Annotated in this window: 9 protein-coding genes; 7 read left to right on the top strand and 2 right to left on the bottom strand. The window is 72.0% G+C overall.

What is annotated here, in order from left to right:
* Positions 1–87: 87 nt before the first annotated feature.
* Positions 88–1,089, top strand: coding sequence for a hypothetical protein (locus tag BKA14_RS39035; protein WP_184955738.1), 1,002 nt, complete (start codon positions 88–90; stop codon positions 1,087–1,089).
* An 84-nt stretch (positions 1,090–1,173) separates the two neighbouring features.
* On the top strand, positions 1,174–5,049 hold the full coding sequence (locus tag BKA14_RS39040; RefSeq protein WP_184955739.1) for a protein kinase domain-containing protein: 3,876 nt from the start codon (positions 1,174–1,176) through the stop codon (positions 5,047–5,049).
* Positions 5,050–5,065: 16 nt separating this feature from the next.
* Here the strand turns inward: BKA14_RS39040 and BKA14_RS39045 are convergent, their stop codons facing one another.
* Positions 5,066–5,350: a hypothetical protein gene (locus tag BKA14_RS39045; RefSeq protein WP_184955740.1), complete on the bottom strand. Its 285-nt coding sequence runs from the start codon at positions 5,348–5,350 to the stop codon at positions 5,066–5,068.
* On the opposite strand from BKA14_RS39045, the gene BKA14_RS39050 reads away from it, so the two are divergent.
* From BKA14_RS39050 to BKA14_RS39060, 3 genes are all read left to right on the top strand, one after another.
* Positions 5,342–8,584, top strand: a complete 3,243-nt coding sequence (locus BKA14_RS39050; RefSeq protein WP_184955741.1) for an NACHT domain-containing protein — start codon at positions 5,342–5,344, stop codon at positions 8,582–8,584. The two genes, BKA14_RS39045 and BKA14_RS39050, sit on opposite strands and share 9 nt — an antisense overlap.
* Positions 8,585–8,759: 175 nt before the next feature.
* Complete coding sequence (locus tag BKA14_RS39055; protein ID WP_184955742.1) at positions 8,760–9,497, top strand: hypothetical protein; 738 nt, start codon at positions 8,760–8,762, stop codon at positions 9,495–9,497.
* 24 nt (positions 9,498–9,521) lie between these two features.
* Positions 9,522–10,148 carry an NADPH-dependent FMN reductase gene (locus tag BKA14_RS39060; protein ID WP_184955743.1) on the top strand — a complete coding sequence of 209 codons (627 nt, stop codon included), beginning with the start codon at positions 9,522–9,524 and terminating at the stop codon, positions 10,146–10,148.
* 197 nt (positions 10,149–10,345) lie between these two features.
* Here BKA14_RS39060 and BKA14_RS39065 read toward each other — a convergent pair whose 3' ends face one another.
* A complete protein-coding gene (locus BKA14_RS39065; RefSeq protein ID WP_184955744.1) occupies positions 10,346–11,980 on the bottom strand; it encodes a substrate-binding domain-containing protein in 1,635 nt (544 codons plus the stop codon).
* 170 nt (positions 11,981–12,150) lie between these two features.
* Between BKA14_RS39065 and BKA14_RS39070 the strand changes: the two genes are divergently transcribed.
* Together BKA14_RS39070 and BKA14_RS39075 are read left to right on the top strand one after the other, a co-directional pair.
* Positions 12,151–12,627 carry an Lrp/AsnC family transcriptional regulator gene (locus BKA14_RS39070; protein ID WP_184955745.1) on the top strand — a complete coding sequence of 159 codons (477 nt, stop codon included), beginning with the start codon at positions 12,151–12,153 and terminating at the stop codon, positions 12,625–12,627.
* Positions 12,628–13,040: 413 nt separating this feature from the next.
* Positions 13,041–13,592, top strand: coding sequence for a GNAT family N-acetyltransferase (locus BKA14_RS39075; RefSeq protein ID WP_184955746.1), 552 nt, complete (start codon positions 13,041–13,043; stop codon positions 13,590–13,592).
* Positions 13,593–13,712 lie beyond the last annotated feature (120 nt).

The raw sequence follows: 13,712 nt of genomic DNA on the forward strand, positions 1-13,712 counted from the left end.
TTGCTGCCGTGAGATCAGGTTCGCCGGACCGGCGCCCGGGGGCGCGCAAGCTTGCGGGAGCCCGACCGGCCACTGAGGATGAGGGGCGTGACGCCTCCCGGGATGGCCGCCGAGATCCACACTCCGTGCGACGCCGGCGATTCGCCGCTGCCCGATCTGTGTATGTATCCGGGGCACGTCAACCGGGTGATGGACCGGCGCTACCAACGCCGATGCCGGGTCGCCCGGCTTCGGCCGGGCGGGCAGCTGTGGTTCGGCGCGCGACGACCCGACGGCGGCCGCAACTGGTTGCAGGTCGGCCGGGCCGAGCCCGAGCTGCCCTCCGCGGTCAGCAAGGTGGTCGGGCGGATCTGGTTCACCTCGCTCACCGACGGCGCGCGGGTGCTGGTCGAAAACCTGTCCAACAACAACACGCTGGAGCTGCGGTCACCCCGGCTGCCGCGGCCGGTCACGCTCTATCCGGCCGTCCGTCCCGACCCCGAGGACCAGAGCTCCGAGCTGCTGGGCACGCCGATGGTCGCGGTGCAGACGGAGAGCACCACGCTGACGATCTCGAACCGGAGCACCGGCTTCGTGGTGTGGATCGAGGCGCCGATCCGGCAGCTGCCCGCGATCAGCACGAGCTTCACCGCCGATCCCCGTACGCCGCTGGGGCCGCGCGAGCAGCAGGAGCTCGACGACGCCGCGCTGCGGGTCCAGCTGGCCGACCGCGACAACTTCCCGCTGCTGCGGACGTTCTTCGACAGCGATCCCGTACGGGCGCGGCTGAGCACAAGCCCCACCCTGCGGGCGTTCCTCGAGCGCAAGGGGATCGAGGACTGGCAGTTCTACGTGCGGCGGGAACTGACCAACGTGGCCGAGGGCCGGCCCACCCATGAGATCCACCGCCTGATCCTGGAGGGCATCGGCACGCCGCCCGCGCACGATGCGAAGTGGTACACCACCCTGGTCGCCGAGCATCTGGAACCGGACCGGCACATCAATGCGCGGCCCGGCGGCACCGGCGGGCTCAACGAGCTGATCGCCTTGGTCAAGGGGTTGTGGGCGTTCCGCCGCTTCCAGCTGGAGGCGTACCTCAACCGGGACTGACGCGGAACACCATCCCCCGACAGCCGGATGCCGCGGGCGCACGGGGCGGGCCAAGCTGGGACCTCGCCCGGCGGGAGGGGGATCATGCTGGGGGAGCCGGAGCTCATCGGTGCGCCGGACCCGCCGGAGGACGACTGGGTGTGGCCGGTGGCCGCCGACGGACGGACCCGGCTGCGGCGGCTCGGCGCGGGCGGCCGCTACCGGCTGCGCGGCACGATCCGGGGCGGCGGGCAGGCGTACGTCTGGTACGCGGTGGATGAGGTGAGCGACCGGCCCGTCGCGATCAAGATCCTGCGGCCGGACGGTCCCTTCGGCGCGGGCCGGATCTCGGAGCGCCGGATGGTCCGCGAGGCCCGCATCATGGGCTCGATCGCGCCCCACCCCAACGTGATGCCCCTGCTCGACAGTGGTCCGCCGCATCTGCTGCGGCCCGAGTCGGACGACGCACGGCCGGGCCCCGGCGACTCCCGCGACTCGTGGCTGGTCATGCCGTTGACCCCGCACCACCGGCTGGACGACCTGATCGCCGGTGGGCCGCCCCCGCTCGACCAGTGGCTGCGGCTGGCCCGCGGGTACGCCGCCGGGCTGGCCCACCTGCACGACCGGGAAATCGTCCACCGTGACCTGTCGCCGGGCAACGTGCTGCTGACCGCGGCAGGCCCGGTGATCACCGACTTCGGGGTCTCGTGGGCGCCGCGCTGGATCGACGACGGCATCGAGCAGACGATGAGCACCGGCCTGACCCGCCAGGGCGTCAACGGGACCCCCGACTGGCACGCGCCCGAGGTGATCACGTCGCCGCTGCACGAGCGGCCCGACCGCCGCCCGTCGGCCGACGTCTTCAGCTGGGCCCTGTTCGTGGCCGGAGCCTCGGCCGGGCGGCACCCGTGGTCGAAGACGCCCGGCAGCGTCGCCCTGGAGGATTTCGAGCGGACCCGGATGCGGCACGGCGACCCGGCCTACGCGGTGACCGGCCCGCTGGCCGAGGCGGGCGACTGGGCCGCGCTGGTGCTGGACGCGCTGGCCCCCGACCCGGCCGACCGGCCGACCGCGGCCGAACTGGTGACCGCGCTCGACGAGCAGCGTTCGCGGCGCCGCCGTCGCCGTGCGCCCCGCCGCACGCCCGTCCGCGACGAGGACGCGATCGCCGCGGCCGCGGTGCTGCACGAGGCCTTGCGCGAGCGCTGGCGGTCCGACCCCGTGTGGGTGCGGGTGGGCTCGGGGCGGCGGCTGCCCATCGGCTGGCAGGCGGGCGAGGCCGACCAGCACGCGGCCGAGCGGCTGGTCCGCACCTGGCAGCGCGACGCCGACAGCACCCGCATGGTCGTGCTGGGCGCGGCCGGTTCGGGCAAGTCGGAGCTGCTGACGGGCGTGTTCCGGGAGCTGCTGACCGGCTGGAAAAAGGGCGAGCCGGTGCCGTTGCTGATCCCGCTCGCGTCCTGGGATCCTGCCCTGACCGACCTGCGTACGTGGCTGATCGACTGGCTGCACGTCAACCATCGCTTCCTCGACAGCCCGGCCCGGGGTCCCGTCCGCAAGTCGCAGGCGGCCAAGCTCCTCGACGACCAGCATCTCGCGCTCATCCTGGACGGGCTGGACGAGGTCTTCGACAAGGCGCCCGCCGGTGCGGTCGTGGACCAGCTGAACAACCTGGACGGCCCGGCCCAGATCCTCCTCGGGTGCCGCGACGGGAACCGGGCGGTCGACGAGCTGTTCCCCGGCGGGGCCCGGATCACCCTCGACGCGCAGGACCTCGAGACCGTCATCGCCTACCTGCGCCGCGGGACCGCCGGCGACCAGCGGTGGGAGCCGGTCGTGGCGAGCCTGCCGGACCGGCCCGACCTGGCCGGCGTGCTCCGGACGCCGCTGATGGTGATGCTGGCCGACTCGCTGCCCGACCCGCGCGAGCTGCTCGACCGGCACGGATTCGAGGAGATCACGCAGTATCTGCTGCGCGGCTTCGTCCCGGCCCGTTACCGCGAGGAGCCGGCCCGGTACGAGGTGCCGCAGGCGAAGCGGTGGCTCGGCTACCTCGCGCGCATGGTCGCCGACACCGGCGAGCTGCGCTGGTGGGAACTGCGGGTCACCGCGGCCCCCACGTCCCGGGGGCTGCTGCACACGCTGACGCTGATCGCCGTGATCGCCTGGACCGCGCTGTCGGCCGGAGTCATGAACACGTGGGTGTTCGGCAGTGTGACCACCGGCGCCACCGACGCCATCCGGATCGCGGCGGCCGCGCTGGTCTGCTACGCGGCCCTGTTCCGGGTGACCGGCAGCTATCCGGCCGCGGTGCTGGCCGTGGTGGGCGCCTACGTCACCGGCACGTTGAGCGGCTCGTACGACCTGGCCCTGGGCTCGGGGCTGGCCGCCGGGTTCGCGTGGCGGCCGCTGCCGGTGCGCGCGCCGAGCCGGGGCGGCGACCTGCTGCGCGCGGCCGAGGTCGGCGTGGCCGCGGTGGTGGTGATCGCGGCCATCCGTACGGTCGCCCGGTACGTTCCGCTCGACCCCGCGCTGGTGTCCGGGTTCGGCGCGGGCACGTTCGACGGGTTCGCCCTGCGCTGGGACGAAGACGTCAACGGCTGGCTGGCCACCGGTCTCGTCGCGGGGCTGCTGACCTGGATCGGGATCCGGGTGACGCGGGGCGGCCCGGCGCCCGGCCCGGCCCGCCGGTGGAACCGGCCCGAGCTGCACGGACTGGTCGCCGCGGTCGTCGTGGGGGCGATCACCTCGTGGGCCGACGGCGCCCGGCCCGGCATCGACCAGCCGTGGCTGCTCGGCCCGGGCGACGGCCTGGCCGCCGGGCTCGCCGTGTGGTGGGTGTCCAACTGGACGCGCCGGCCCCTCCACGGGCGGACGGCCCGGTTCGTCACGGCGGCGGTGCTGGGCGGCCTGACAACCGGGCTGAACCTGCTCGGCTACGCCGGCCGGGACGACGTCGAGGCCGAGGCCGTGCGGGCGCTGGGCGAGGGCGCCGCGGTCGCGCTGCTGGTGCTGCTGGCCCTGCGCCCGCGGCGGCCCGGCCCGCCCCGCCGTTCCCTGCGGCAGATCCTGCCCCCGGTGCTGCTGGCCGGGCTGGCCGGTCTCGTGCTCGGCCTGGCCCACGTCCAGTCGGCCGGGCCGTCCCGCGGCGCCGCCTTCGGGGTGACCGTCACCCTGATCACCCTGTTCTTCCTGGCCCGCGACACCACCCGCTCCGGACCGGGCCGGGTCGACCCGATCGAGGCCGGGGTGGCCGGGCTGATCGTCGTCGGGCTGCTCGCCGGTTTCGCCTACGCCCTGCTGTTCGGGCTGATCTGCGGCCTGGCGTCGCGCGTGTCGGCGGACATCGCCCAGCGCAAGCTGCCGTCGCTGCGGATCAGCGCGCCCTGGACGCAGATCGCCGGCGGCGCCCTGCTGGGCACGATGGCGGCGTTCGCCGCGGCGACGAGCGGCTTCCCCGCCTACTCGCTGGCGATCATCGGGATCTCGGGCGGCGTGGCCGGGGCGTACGCGTTCGGCATCCGCGGCGACGACCCCAGCAACCGGCTCGCCGCCTCCCCGGCCACCCTGTTCCGCCAGGACCGGCGCGTGTTCCTGCGGATGACGGCCGTGATCGCGGTCGCCATCGGGGTGGCCGTCGGCTTCCGCACGGCCGCCGGGGGTCAGTCGGGCCTGGCCGCGCTGGCCGGGGCGGCCGCCACCTTCGCCACGTACGGGCTCACCGCGGGCCTGGTGATCGCGGCCTCCTCGACCCGGTACGGCGTCTTCGTGGTGCGCAGCGCCTGGCTGGCCGCGGGCGACGACCTGCCGTGGCGCCTGATGCGCTTCCTGGACGACGCCCACCACCATCGCCAGGTGCTGCGCGCGGCCGGCTCGGCGTACCAGTTCCGCCACGAACTCCTGCGCGAACAGATCGCCTCCACCGACGGGCGATCCGTACCGTCCCCATCGGCCACCGCGGAGCCGCAGCCGCCCCGATGATCAGGCCCCTTCGCGGTCAGGACACCGGGGTGGGCTTCGGGATCTCGGCCAGCAGCGTGGCGAGCCGCCCGGGCAGCACCTCCGGGCGCATGTCGGGCACGCCCAAGGCGGTCATCTCCCGGGCTTTCGGGGCCGGCGTGCGCTGCAGAACCGCGCACGCCCGCAGCATCTCCCGCCACCCGCGCAGCCGCGCCTCCCGATCGTCGGGGAGCGCATTCCGCAGGGTAGGCCCCGCATCCGCGGTGAGCAGCCAGCCGCGGTCCTCGTCGACAGCGAGCGGCATCATGGGGCGATGCCTCATGGTCTGTCCTACGCCGACGCCGTTCGCATTCTCGGTGGTTCCGGGCCGCTGGCCAAGGTCGTCGACAACTTGCTCGGGGGTGCGCTCTCGGTGGCCACTGCGGGCGGCAGCGACCTCGCGATCAGCCTGTTCGACGCCAAGACCGAAGTGGTGCGGCTGGGTACGCTGGTGTCGGCCGCGCTCGACGATTCCGTACGGGGGCTCGGCCGTTACGAGCGCAGTGAGCGTCTGCAGGCCGCGCATGTCGTGCTCGTGGTGGCGGCCTTCTTCGAGTCGCTGGAGGAGTGCCTGTCCGCGGCCGGGGTGCAGAGCGTCGACTTCGGCCGCGACGACCAGCTGCGTTTCGTGGGTGAACAGTCCGAGGGCCGGCTGATCGATCGGGTGCTGTCCCTGCCCGTTCCGCTGCCGGCAGCCGCCCGGCCGTACGCGGGCCTGCTGGAGTCGCTGGAGCAGTGGTTCGCCGGGACGGCGCGGGCCATGCGGGAACACCTCGCCGGGTTCGCGGCATGGGAGCAGGCGGCCGAGCACCGGCGGGCGTCCCTTGAGGACCTGCTCGCCGACCGGCTGCCCGGCCTGGCCGTCGCCCGCTTCGACGAGAGCCACCGGCGGCTGGCCGGGGAGATCCCCGAGTTCGCGATCTGGTCCGAGCGTCTGGAGGCCCGCGCGGCGGCCCGGGGGCTCGAACGCCTCGAATCCCTGCTGCTGAGGGCGAGCTCCGGCCGGGACCCGCACCGGCACCGGGCCGCGCTCGCCCGCGCCTACCGGGCCGATCTCGACCGGCCCGTGCTCGGCGGCGACAACGGCGAGCTGCGGATGCCCGCGCTCGGGGCCGCCTACCTCGACCCGATTTTTCGCGTGCACGAGGCCGGGCCGGGGGCCCGGCCGGCCGACGACCACTGGTGGGCGGCCGCCGAGACCAGCACCGACATCGCCGGCTTTCTCGCCTCCTACCTGACCACGACGCGGGCCGCCGAGGCTCCGATGCTGCTGCTGGGCCAGCCCGGCGCGGGCAAGTCGTCGCTGACCCGGATCCTGGCCGCCCGGCTGCCCGCCGCCGACTTCTTCGTCTGCCGGGTCGCGTTGCGGGAGGTGCCGGCCGAGGCCGAGGTGCAGGATCAGATCGAGCGGGCCCTGCGCACCGCGATCGGCGAGACCGTCGCGTGGGCCGAACTGGTCGCGTCGGCCGGGGGCGCGCTGCCGGTCGTGCTGCTCGACGGCTTCGACGAACTGTTGCAGGCCACCGGTCTGCACCAGTCCGACTACCTGCAGCGGGTGGCCGCCTTCCAGCTCCGCGAGGCGGCGCTGGGCCGCCCGGTCGCCGTCATCGTCACCAGCCGGATCGCGGTGGCCGATCGGGCCCGGTTGCCGGTGGGCGCTCTGGCCGTACGGCTGGAACCGTTCGACGACGCGCAGATCGAGCGCTGGTTGAGCGTGTGGAACACGGTCGTCGCGCGTCCGCTCACCCCGGATGTGCTGCGCCCGCTGCGCCACCTCGCCGAGCAGCCGTTGCTGCTGCTCATGCTGGCCCTGTACGACGCCACGGGCGACGGTCTGCGCGGCGGTGGCGTCGCGCGGCTCGAGGGTGGTCAGCTGTACGAGCGTCTGCTGGCGTCCTTCGCCGAGCGCGAGGTGCGCCGGGTGTACGCCGGGCAGCCCGACTCGCAGCTGCCCGCCCTGGTCGAGCAGGAGTTGCTGCGCCTGTCGGTGGTCGCTTTCGCCATGTTCCACCGCCTGCGCCTGTGGGTCACCGAGAGCGAGCTCGACGCCGACCTGGCCGGGCTCGGCCTCACCCCGTCGCGGCCCGGCCGCACCGAAGCCTTCCGCACCCCGCTCACGGCCGGGCAGGAGATGGTCGGCCGCTTCTTCTTCATCCAGCGTGCGCAGGCCGTCCAGGACGACCAGACCCGGCAGACGTACGAGTTCCTGCACGCCACCTTTGGCGAATACCTGGTGGCCCGGCTCGTCGTGCAGGCCGTCCGGGACACCGAGGCCCGCGAACGGGCGAGCACCCTGGCCCTGCGCCTCGGCCCGGCCCAGGACGACGACCTGCTGCGCTCGCTGCTCGGCTTCACGGCGCTGACCGCGCGGGCCACGATCCTGCCGTTCGTCGCCGAACAGTTCGCCGGCCCCGACCGGGACCGCCTGCGCGCCTGGCTCACCGGCCGCACCTCGCTGGCCGTGACCCGTCCGGCGTACGGGGAAAGCAGTTATCGCCCCGTCGACAAGCGCGCCGACCACTGGATGGCGACCTACTCGTTCAACCTCTTCCTGCTCACTTTGGCCTGCGGCGGGCAACTGCGCGCATCCGACCTGTTCACCAGGGCGGCCGACCCCGCCTACTGGATGCGCGCGTCGGCCCTGCAGTGGCGCGCGGCGATTCCCGGCGACATGTACATGGACGCCCTCGAGGTCTTCAAGGTGACCCGCGTGTGGCACGAGAACAAGCGCGACATCACCGTGGAACTGGCCCTCGACTGGACCGCCGACCCGCCCGCCGACATGGACGTCGGCTGGTTCAACGACCACCCGCCGGACGCGGGGCACCCGAACGTCCATCGCTCCGAATTCGGCCTGCACACGCTGCTCCGGTCGATGCACCTGAGCAACTCACTCGGCGACAGCACGCTGCTGCACACCCTGGAACCGCTGCTGACCACGATGCCCGGAGCGGTGACACTGTTCGTCGCCCGCGACGGCGTCGAGCAGTCGCTGGCGCGGGCCATGGTCGAGATCTGGCTGGCCGCCGCCTCCGACGACGATCAGCCCGAGGTCCGGGCCGGTCGCTACCGGTGGATGCTGGGGGCGCTTCTGGAGGCCATCCGGCAGACCGACGTGCAGCGCGAGACGGTCTTCGAACTGATCGCGCTGATGGCCCAGGCGCTCTACGTGGACGTCGATCGCCTCCCGCCGGAGCTGGTCATCGAGGTCGTGGCCAATCTGGTCGTCAACTTCGACGGCCCGACCGGACGCGCGGCCGAGCAGGCTGTCAGCTGCCTGCTGTCCCCCGAGGTCAGGAAACAGCGCTCCTGCTCCGGTGTCATGCGGGCGCTGATCTCCAACGCCCCGGAGAAGATCGGTGACGAACTGCTCATTCAGGCAATCCGCACGATTGTCGAGGCGGAGCCGGATCACCAGCTCAAAAGCTTGGCGTACCACTTGCGGGCTTCCGGCCGCATGCAGGCCCTCCGCGAACGGGAACCGCGTCTGATCTCGCGGCTGGACCTCATTCGCTGACGGCCGCCCCGGACGAGGCCCACGACGGACTCGCCGTCCTGCACGGGATCAGGGCCGCCCGGAAAAGGGCCGGGAGCAGAGCGGGAGCAGGTGGGTAGCGGTGGTCGCGGCGCCGTTCCGGTGGACCGGGGTCGCGACCTACCGTGATGATCACCCCCCTCGAAAGGACCCCCGGATGAGTTCTCGCCTGCGCCTGACCGCCGTCGCGGCCGCGACCCTGGCCACCCTGACCGTTCCCGGCACCGCGCTGGCCTCCTCGGGTGACCGCGACCGGGACGGCATGCCCGACAAGTACGAGCGGGCCAACGGGCTGGACCCGCGCAAGAACGACGCGCGCGGCGACAAGGACAAGGACGGCCTGCGCAACCTGGTCGAGTTCCGGGGCGGCACCAACCCGTCGAAGGCGGACTCGGACGGCGACGGCATCCGCGACGGCGACGACAAGCGGCCCAAGGTCAAGGACGACGCGCGGGTCCGGTTCAGGGTCACCTCGTACGACGCGACGACCGGTGCGCTCGTGGTGGCGTACGGGAAAGGGTCGTCCTTGACGGTGACGGTCACCGCCGACACCGAGCTGGAGTGGCGCGGGCACCGGAAGGGCTGCACCTCGGTGGCGACCGTTGCGAATCTGGTCAGCGGCGCGGGCATCGACAAGCTGAAGCTGGCCCGGCCGTCGTCCGATGACGATCACCACTCCGGAAACGCCGAGAAGCCCGACGATTCCGGACATCACGCGCGAGTCGCCACCCGTTCGGACGACACGCCGAGCACGGACGACGACACCCTGCCCGGAAGCGGCGACACCCTGCCCGGGGGCGGCGACACGCCGCCCGGAAGCGACGCGGGCCCGGTCGCGGACACCGGCAACCCGGTCGCCGAGCGGATCGGGCTGGTCTGCGCCGCGGGCTCGTAACCCGGGGGCTCTAGGCTCGGCGGCATGACCCGCATCCTGCTGATCTCGGGCAGCACCCGCGAGGACAGCCTGCAGACCGCTGCCCTGCGCACCGCCGCGCGTTTCGCTCCGGACGACATCAACGCCGGCCTGTTCGAGGGCCTGCGCGGCGTGCCGGCGTTCGTGCCCGGCGAAACGGACCCGCACGACACGGTGGTGCTGCTGCGCCACCAGGTGCGGATCGCCGACGCCGTGCTGATCAGCACCCCGGAGTACGCGGGCACGCTGCCCGGCAGCCTCAAGAACCTGCTGGACTGGCTCGTCGAGGACAATCTGCTCGACGGCAAACCGGTGGCCTGGCTCTCGGTCTCGGGCGAGGGCGAGGATTTCGGCGCCCGCAGCGCGCTTGAGACTGTGTTCAGCCACACCAACGCCAAGGTGTTGCGCGCAGCGTGCATCCGGGTCCCGATCGACCCGGGCACGATCGACCGGTCGGGCCTGATCACCGACCCGCTGCTGCACCAGGCGTTGCAGGACGCGTTGCAGGCCCTGGTGCGGGTCCTCTCCATGAGCGAGAACAAGCCGCGGCCCGCATGGCAGCACTACTCCACGGTCCTGCCGGTCATCGAACGCCGCGACAAGTCCGCCCTGCCGGACTGGCAGGCGGGCTGAGGGGGAGAGGCCGGGTGCCGGTGGGCTGAGCCGAGGCCGGGCGGCGGGCCGTCGGCAGGCCGTGCCGCCTGGCTGAGCCGAGGCCGGGCGGCGGGTCGAGGGCAGGCCGTGCCGGCTGACTGAGCGAAGGCCGGGCCGAGGGTCGAGGGCAAGCCGTGCCGGCGGCCGAGCGCCGGGCGGTGCCGGCGAGCCGCTGGTCAGGCGCCCTTGCGGCTGGCGATCGCCTCCAGGAAGATTTCGCCGATCTTGACTGGGTCGGTCGCGATGAAGACGCCGCCCGAACCCGCGGCCTCGACGATCTTCTCCAGTTCGGCGCGGTCGGTGGCCGTGCCCATGCCGATGATGATGACGCGGATCGGGCGTTGCGGGTCGCGCAGCTCGGCCATGCGCGCGACCAGGTCGTCGATGGTCAGGCCGCCGGGGTTGTCGTTGCGCCCGTCGGTGTAGATGACCACCGAGTTCGACACGCCGGCCCGCCAGCCCTGCTGCACCCGCTGGTAGGCGGCCAGCGCGGTGTCGAAGAGGCCCGTGTCGCCGCCCGGCACAGGGACGATCTTGCTGATCGCGGCCTCCATCTGGGGCCGATGAGTGGAGCAGGGGGAGATCGGCAGGTTCTCCACCCACGGGCGCCGGCCGGCCAGGTTGGTGGAGAAGGTCCAGTTGCCGACCGACCAGCGATCGTCGAGCAGGGCCAGGCCCTGTCGTGCGACCCCCTGCGTCACCTGCGCGCGGGTCAGGCCGCCGGCCGTCGGCACCTTGGCCTTCATCGAGCCCGACACGTCGAAGACGGCTAGCATCCGGCCCGGCTGCGTGATCGCCGTCCAGCTGCCCAGCAGCTGGGTGATCGCCTTGGTGTCGAGCGTGGCGGGTGGGGGCAGGGCCGGGGGCGCGCCCGGCGGGGCGGCGAACCCGGGCCCGGTCGTGCCGCCGGGGCTGCGGATCCCGGCCTTGGCCAGTTCCGCCGTGAAGAGGCCGGTGCTCAGGGCGGTGCGCAACGTGGTGGCGGCGCCCGCTTTCCGGGGGTCGATTCCGGGCATGATCGCGTACGGGTAATCGAGCACCACTGTGGCCGCGGGGTAGACGGCCGTCAGCGGGGTGGCCGGTCCGCTCCGGTTGTAGGCGATCACGTCGGTCTCGGAGAGCGGGGCCATGCCGATCGGGTCGCCGCTCTGGAACTTCTGCAGTACGTCGGCGCGGATGCTGGAACGGTTCTCGGCCAGGGCCCGCATCGTGCCCACCCGGAGCCGCGCGTCCCGGCCCGCCGCCCCGGCCAGCACGATCAGCCCGCCCAGGCCGGCCGCGTCGCGGTCGGGGTCGGCCACCGCGGGCCGCAGGTTCTTGTCGGTGGCGACCCTCCGGGCCAGCCCTTCGGTCGTCAGCGCGCTGCTCGCCGGGGCCGCGAGCACGACCGGGCTCTCGGCCACCGAGCCCAGCGCCGACGGCACGAACCCGGGCGCCTCCGAGGCGAGCCGCAGCAGCCAGGTGGCCGAGTCGGGAATCCAGACGTCGGCCGTCGTGTCCTGTTTCTTGGTCAGCCCGGTGACCAGGTTGACGCCGTGTTTCTGCCCCACGGCGGCCGCCATCGCGGTCGGGTCGACTGCGGACACCGTGACCGTGGCGCACACGCCGTTCCGGACCCACGTCTCGGCGGCCGTCCGCACTGCGGGCGCGATCTCGGGCGCCGCGGCCACGTGAAGGCCGACGGTCTCGGGACAGTCGTCGGTGGAGAGTCGCCGGTACCCGGCCCATCCGCCCGCCGCCACGAGCACGGCGGCCGCGGCGAGGACGGCGACGATCCCTGAGCGCTGGAGCTGACGATGACGGCCAGGCATCGAGACATCATGATGCGATCCCCGCCCCACCGACCTTGGCCGTTCGGTTGATTTTTTCATCGGGACTGCACATAGTGCGAGCGGGCGTGGGGGAGCATCCTGCGCACCATTGTTCTTGCCCGCTGTGCAAACGCACAGCAGAATGGTCGGTGACGGGGGAGGATGCAACGATGCGATCTCTTGACGCGACCGATGCGCGCATTCTGCTGGCGCTCGACGCCGATCCCGACGCCACAGTGGTCGCCCTGGCCGAGCGGCTGTCGATGTCGCGCAACACCGTGCAGGCGCGGCTGCGCCGGATGCGCGAGTCGGGTGCCCTCGGGGCCTATTCGCGCCGCCTCGAGCCGGCCTCACTGGGTTATCCGTTGATGGCGTTCATGACGCTGTCGCTCAGTCAGCGCGAGGGCGACCTGGCGGCGCAGCAGATCGTGCGGATCCCCGAGGTGGTCGAGATCCTCGCCACGACGGGCGACGGCGACCTGCTCGTCCGCATCGTCGCCAAGGACACCGCCGACCTCTACCGGATCACCAACCTGGTCGTGGCGTCCCCCGGCGTGGTGCGCACCTCGACCTCGATCGTCCTGCACGAGGTGGCGCCCAACAGCGTCGACGGGTTGCTGCGCCGGCACACCGCTGAGTCCCGCTGAGTCGCGCTGCGGAAAAGATCCGTCACCGAGCGTCACATTCGCGAGGGCAGTATTTGATGTTGCGCGAAAAAATAGGCTGCTGCGCACTTGACTGGCCACGTTGAAGATCAATTATGGAAAGGTAGCGCTATTCGCCGTTGGGCAAGGGCGTACACCAGGGGTAATGCGCACGGTGTTTAGTACTCGGAGGCCTGCGCAATGTGCCGGGTTGAGGGACGAATCTACTGTGGTCACTGCAACTTGCACGCCAAAACGGGCACTCGACGCGTCCGGTAGATGAATTGGCACATTCAATCCGTCGACACGCATTGTCGTGGTCGGGTGACCCTTCGTACGCTGATGGTCAACAATCATCGATCAAGATGAGTGCGAGAAGCGGGCCGACCTGGCGGCGGCCTGCGGGGGAGCCGAGCATGCTGATCAAAGTCATCGACCGGATCACCGACGCCACCCTCCACGAGACAATGTGGAAGATGTACACGGATGCGTTCGAGGAGCTGAATCACCTGGCGGTTCAGCGTCATCTGATGTTCCGGTCCGAGTTCGACGAGGTAATGGCGGACACGCGAGTCGACAAGTACCTTGCCCTCGATGACGACGGCACCATCTGCGGCGTGGCGACCTACACGAATGATCTGGAAGCCGTGCCCCTGATCGCACCGCAGTACTTCGAGCGGCATTGGCCCGAGCACTATGCCGCTCACAAGATCTGGTACATCGGATTTGTCGCGGTCAGCCCGCACGCGCAGGGTCGCGAGGCGTTCGCGCAGCTCGTCGAGCAGATGTACATGGTTGCCTCGGCCCAGAACGGACTCGTTTGTCTGGACATCTGCAACCACAACGACGAGGTGCGGCGGATGTCCCGGGTGTTCCGGATGATGGTGAGCCGGCTCTCGGACAACATGAAGTTCACCCGGATCGACCAGCAGTCGTACTGGCTCTACGAATTCCCGTCGGCCGCCTGACGGCTTCCCGGCCGCAAAACGCGGCAGGCCGCCGATTCTTCGACGGTCTGCCGCGGAGCTGGGGGGAAACCTTCAGGCCATAGGCGACCTCCGGATCGAAGTGGATGTCGATTTCTCGGC

The sequence above is a fragment of the Paractinoplanes abujensis genome (assembly GCF_014204895.1).
GTDB classification, from domain to species: Bacteria; Actinomycetota; Actinomycetes; order Mycobacteriales; family Micromonosporaceae; genus Actinoplanes; species Actinoplanes abujensis.

Bases quoted from the DNA above. Each gene is read 5' to 3' on its own strand.
- BKA14_RS39075 (WP_184955746.1), top strand. From the start codon at position 13,041: ATGCTGATCAAAGTCATCGACCGGATCACCGACGCCACCCTCCACGAG.
- BKA14_RS39060 (WP_184955743.1), top strand. From the start codon at position 9,522: ATGACCCGCATCCTGCTGATCTCGGGCAGCACCCGCGAGGACAGCCTG.
- BKA14_RS39055 (WP_184955742.1), top strand. From the start codon at position 8,760: ATGAGTTCTCGCCTGCGCCTGACCGCCGTCGCGGCCGCGACCCTGGCC.
- BKA14_RS39050 (WP_184955741.1), top strand. From the start codon at position 5,342: ATGCCTCATGGTCTGTCCTACGCCGACGCCGTTCGCATTCTCGGTGGT.
- BKA14_RS39045 (WP_184955740.1), bottom strand. From the start codon at position 5,350: ATGAGGCATCGCCCCATGATGCCGCTCGCTGTCGACGAGGACCGCGGC.
- BKA14_RS39065 (WP_184955744.1), bottom strand. From the start codon at position 11,980: ATGCCTGGCCGTCATCGTCAGCTCCAGCGCTCAGGGATCGTCGCCGTC.
- BKA14_RS39070 (WP_184955745.1), top strand. From the start codon at position 12,151: ATGCGATCTCTTGACGCGACCGATGCGCGCATTCTGCTGGCGCTCGAC.
- BKA14_RS39040 (WP_184955739.1), top strand. From the start codon at position 1,174: ATGCTGGGGGAGCCGGAGCTCATCGGTGCGCCGGACCCGCCGGAGGAC.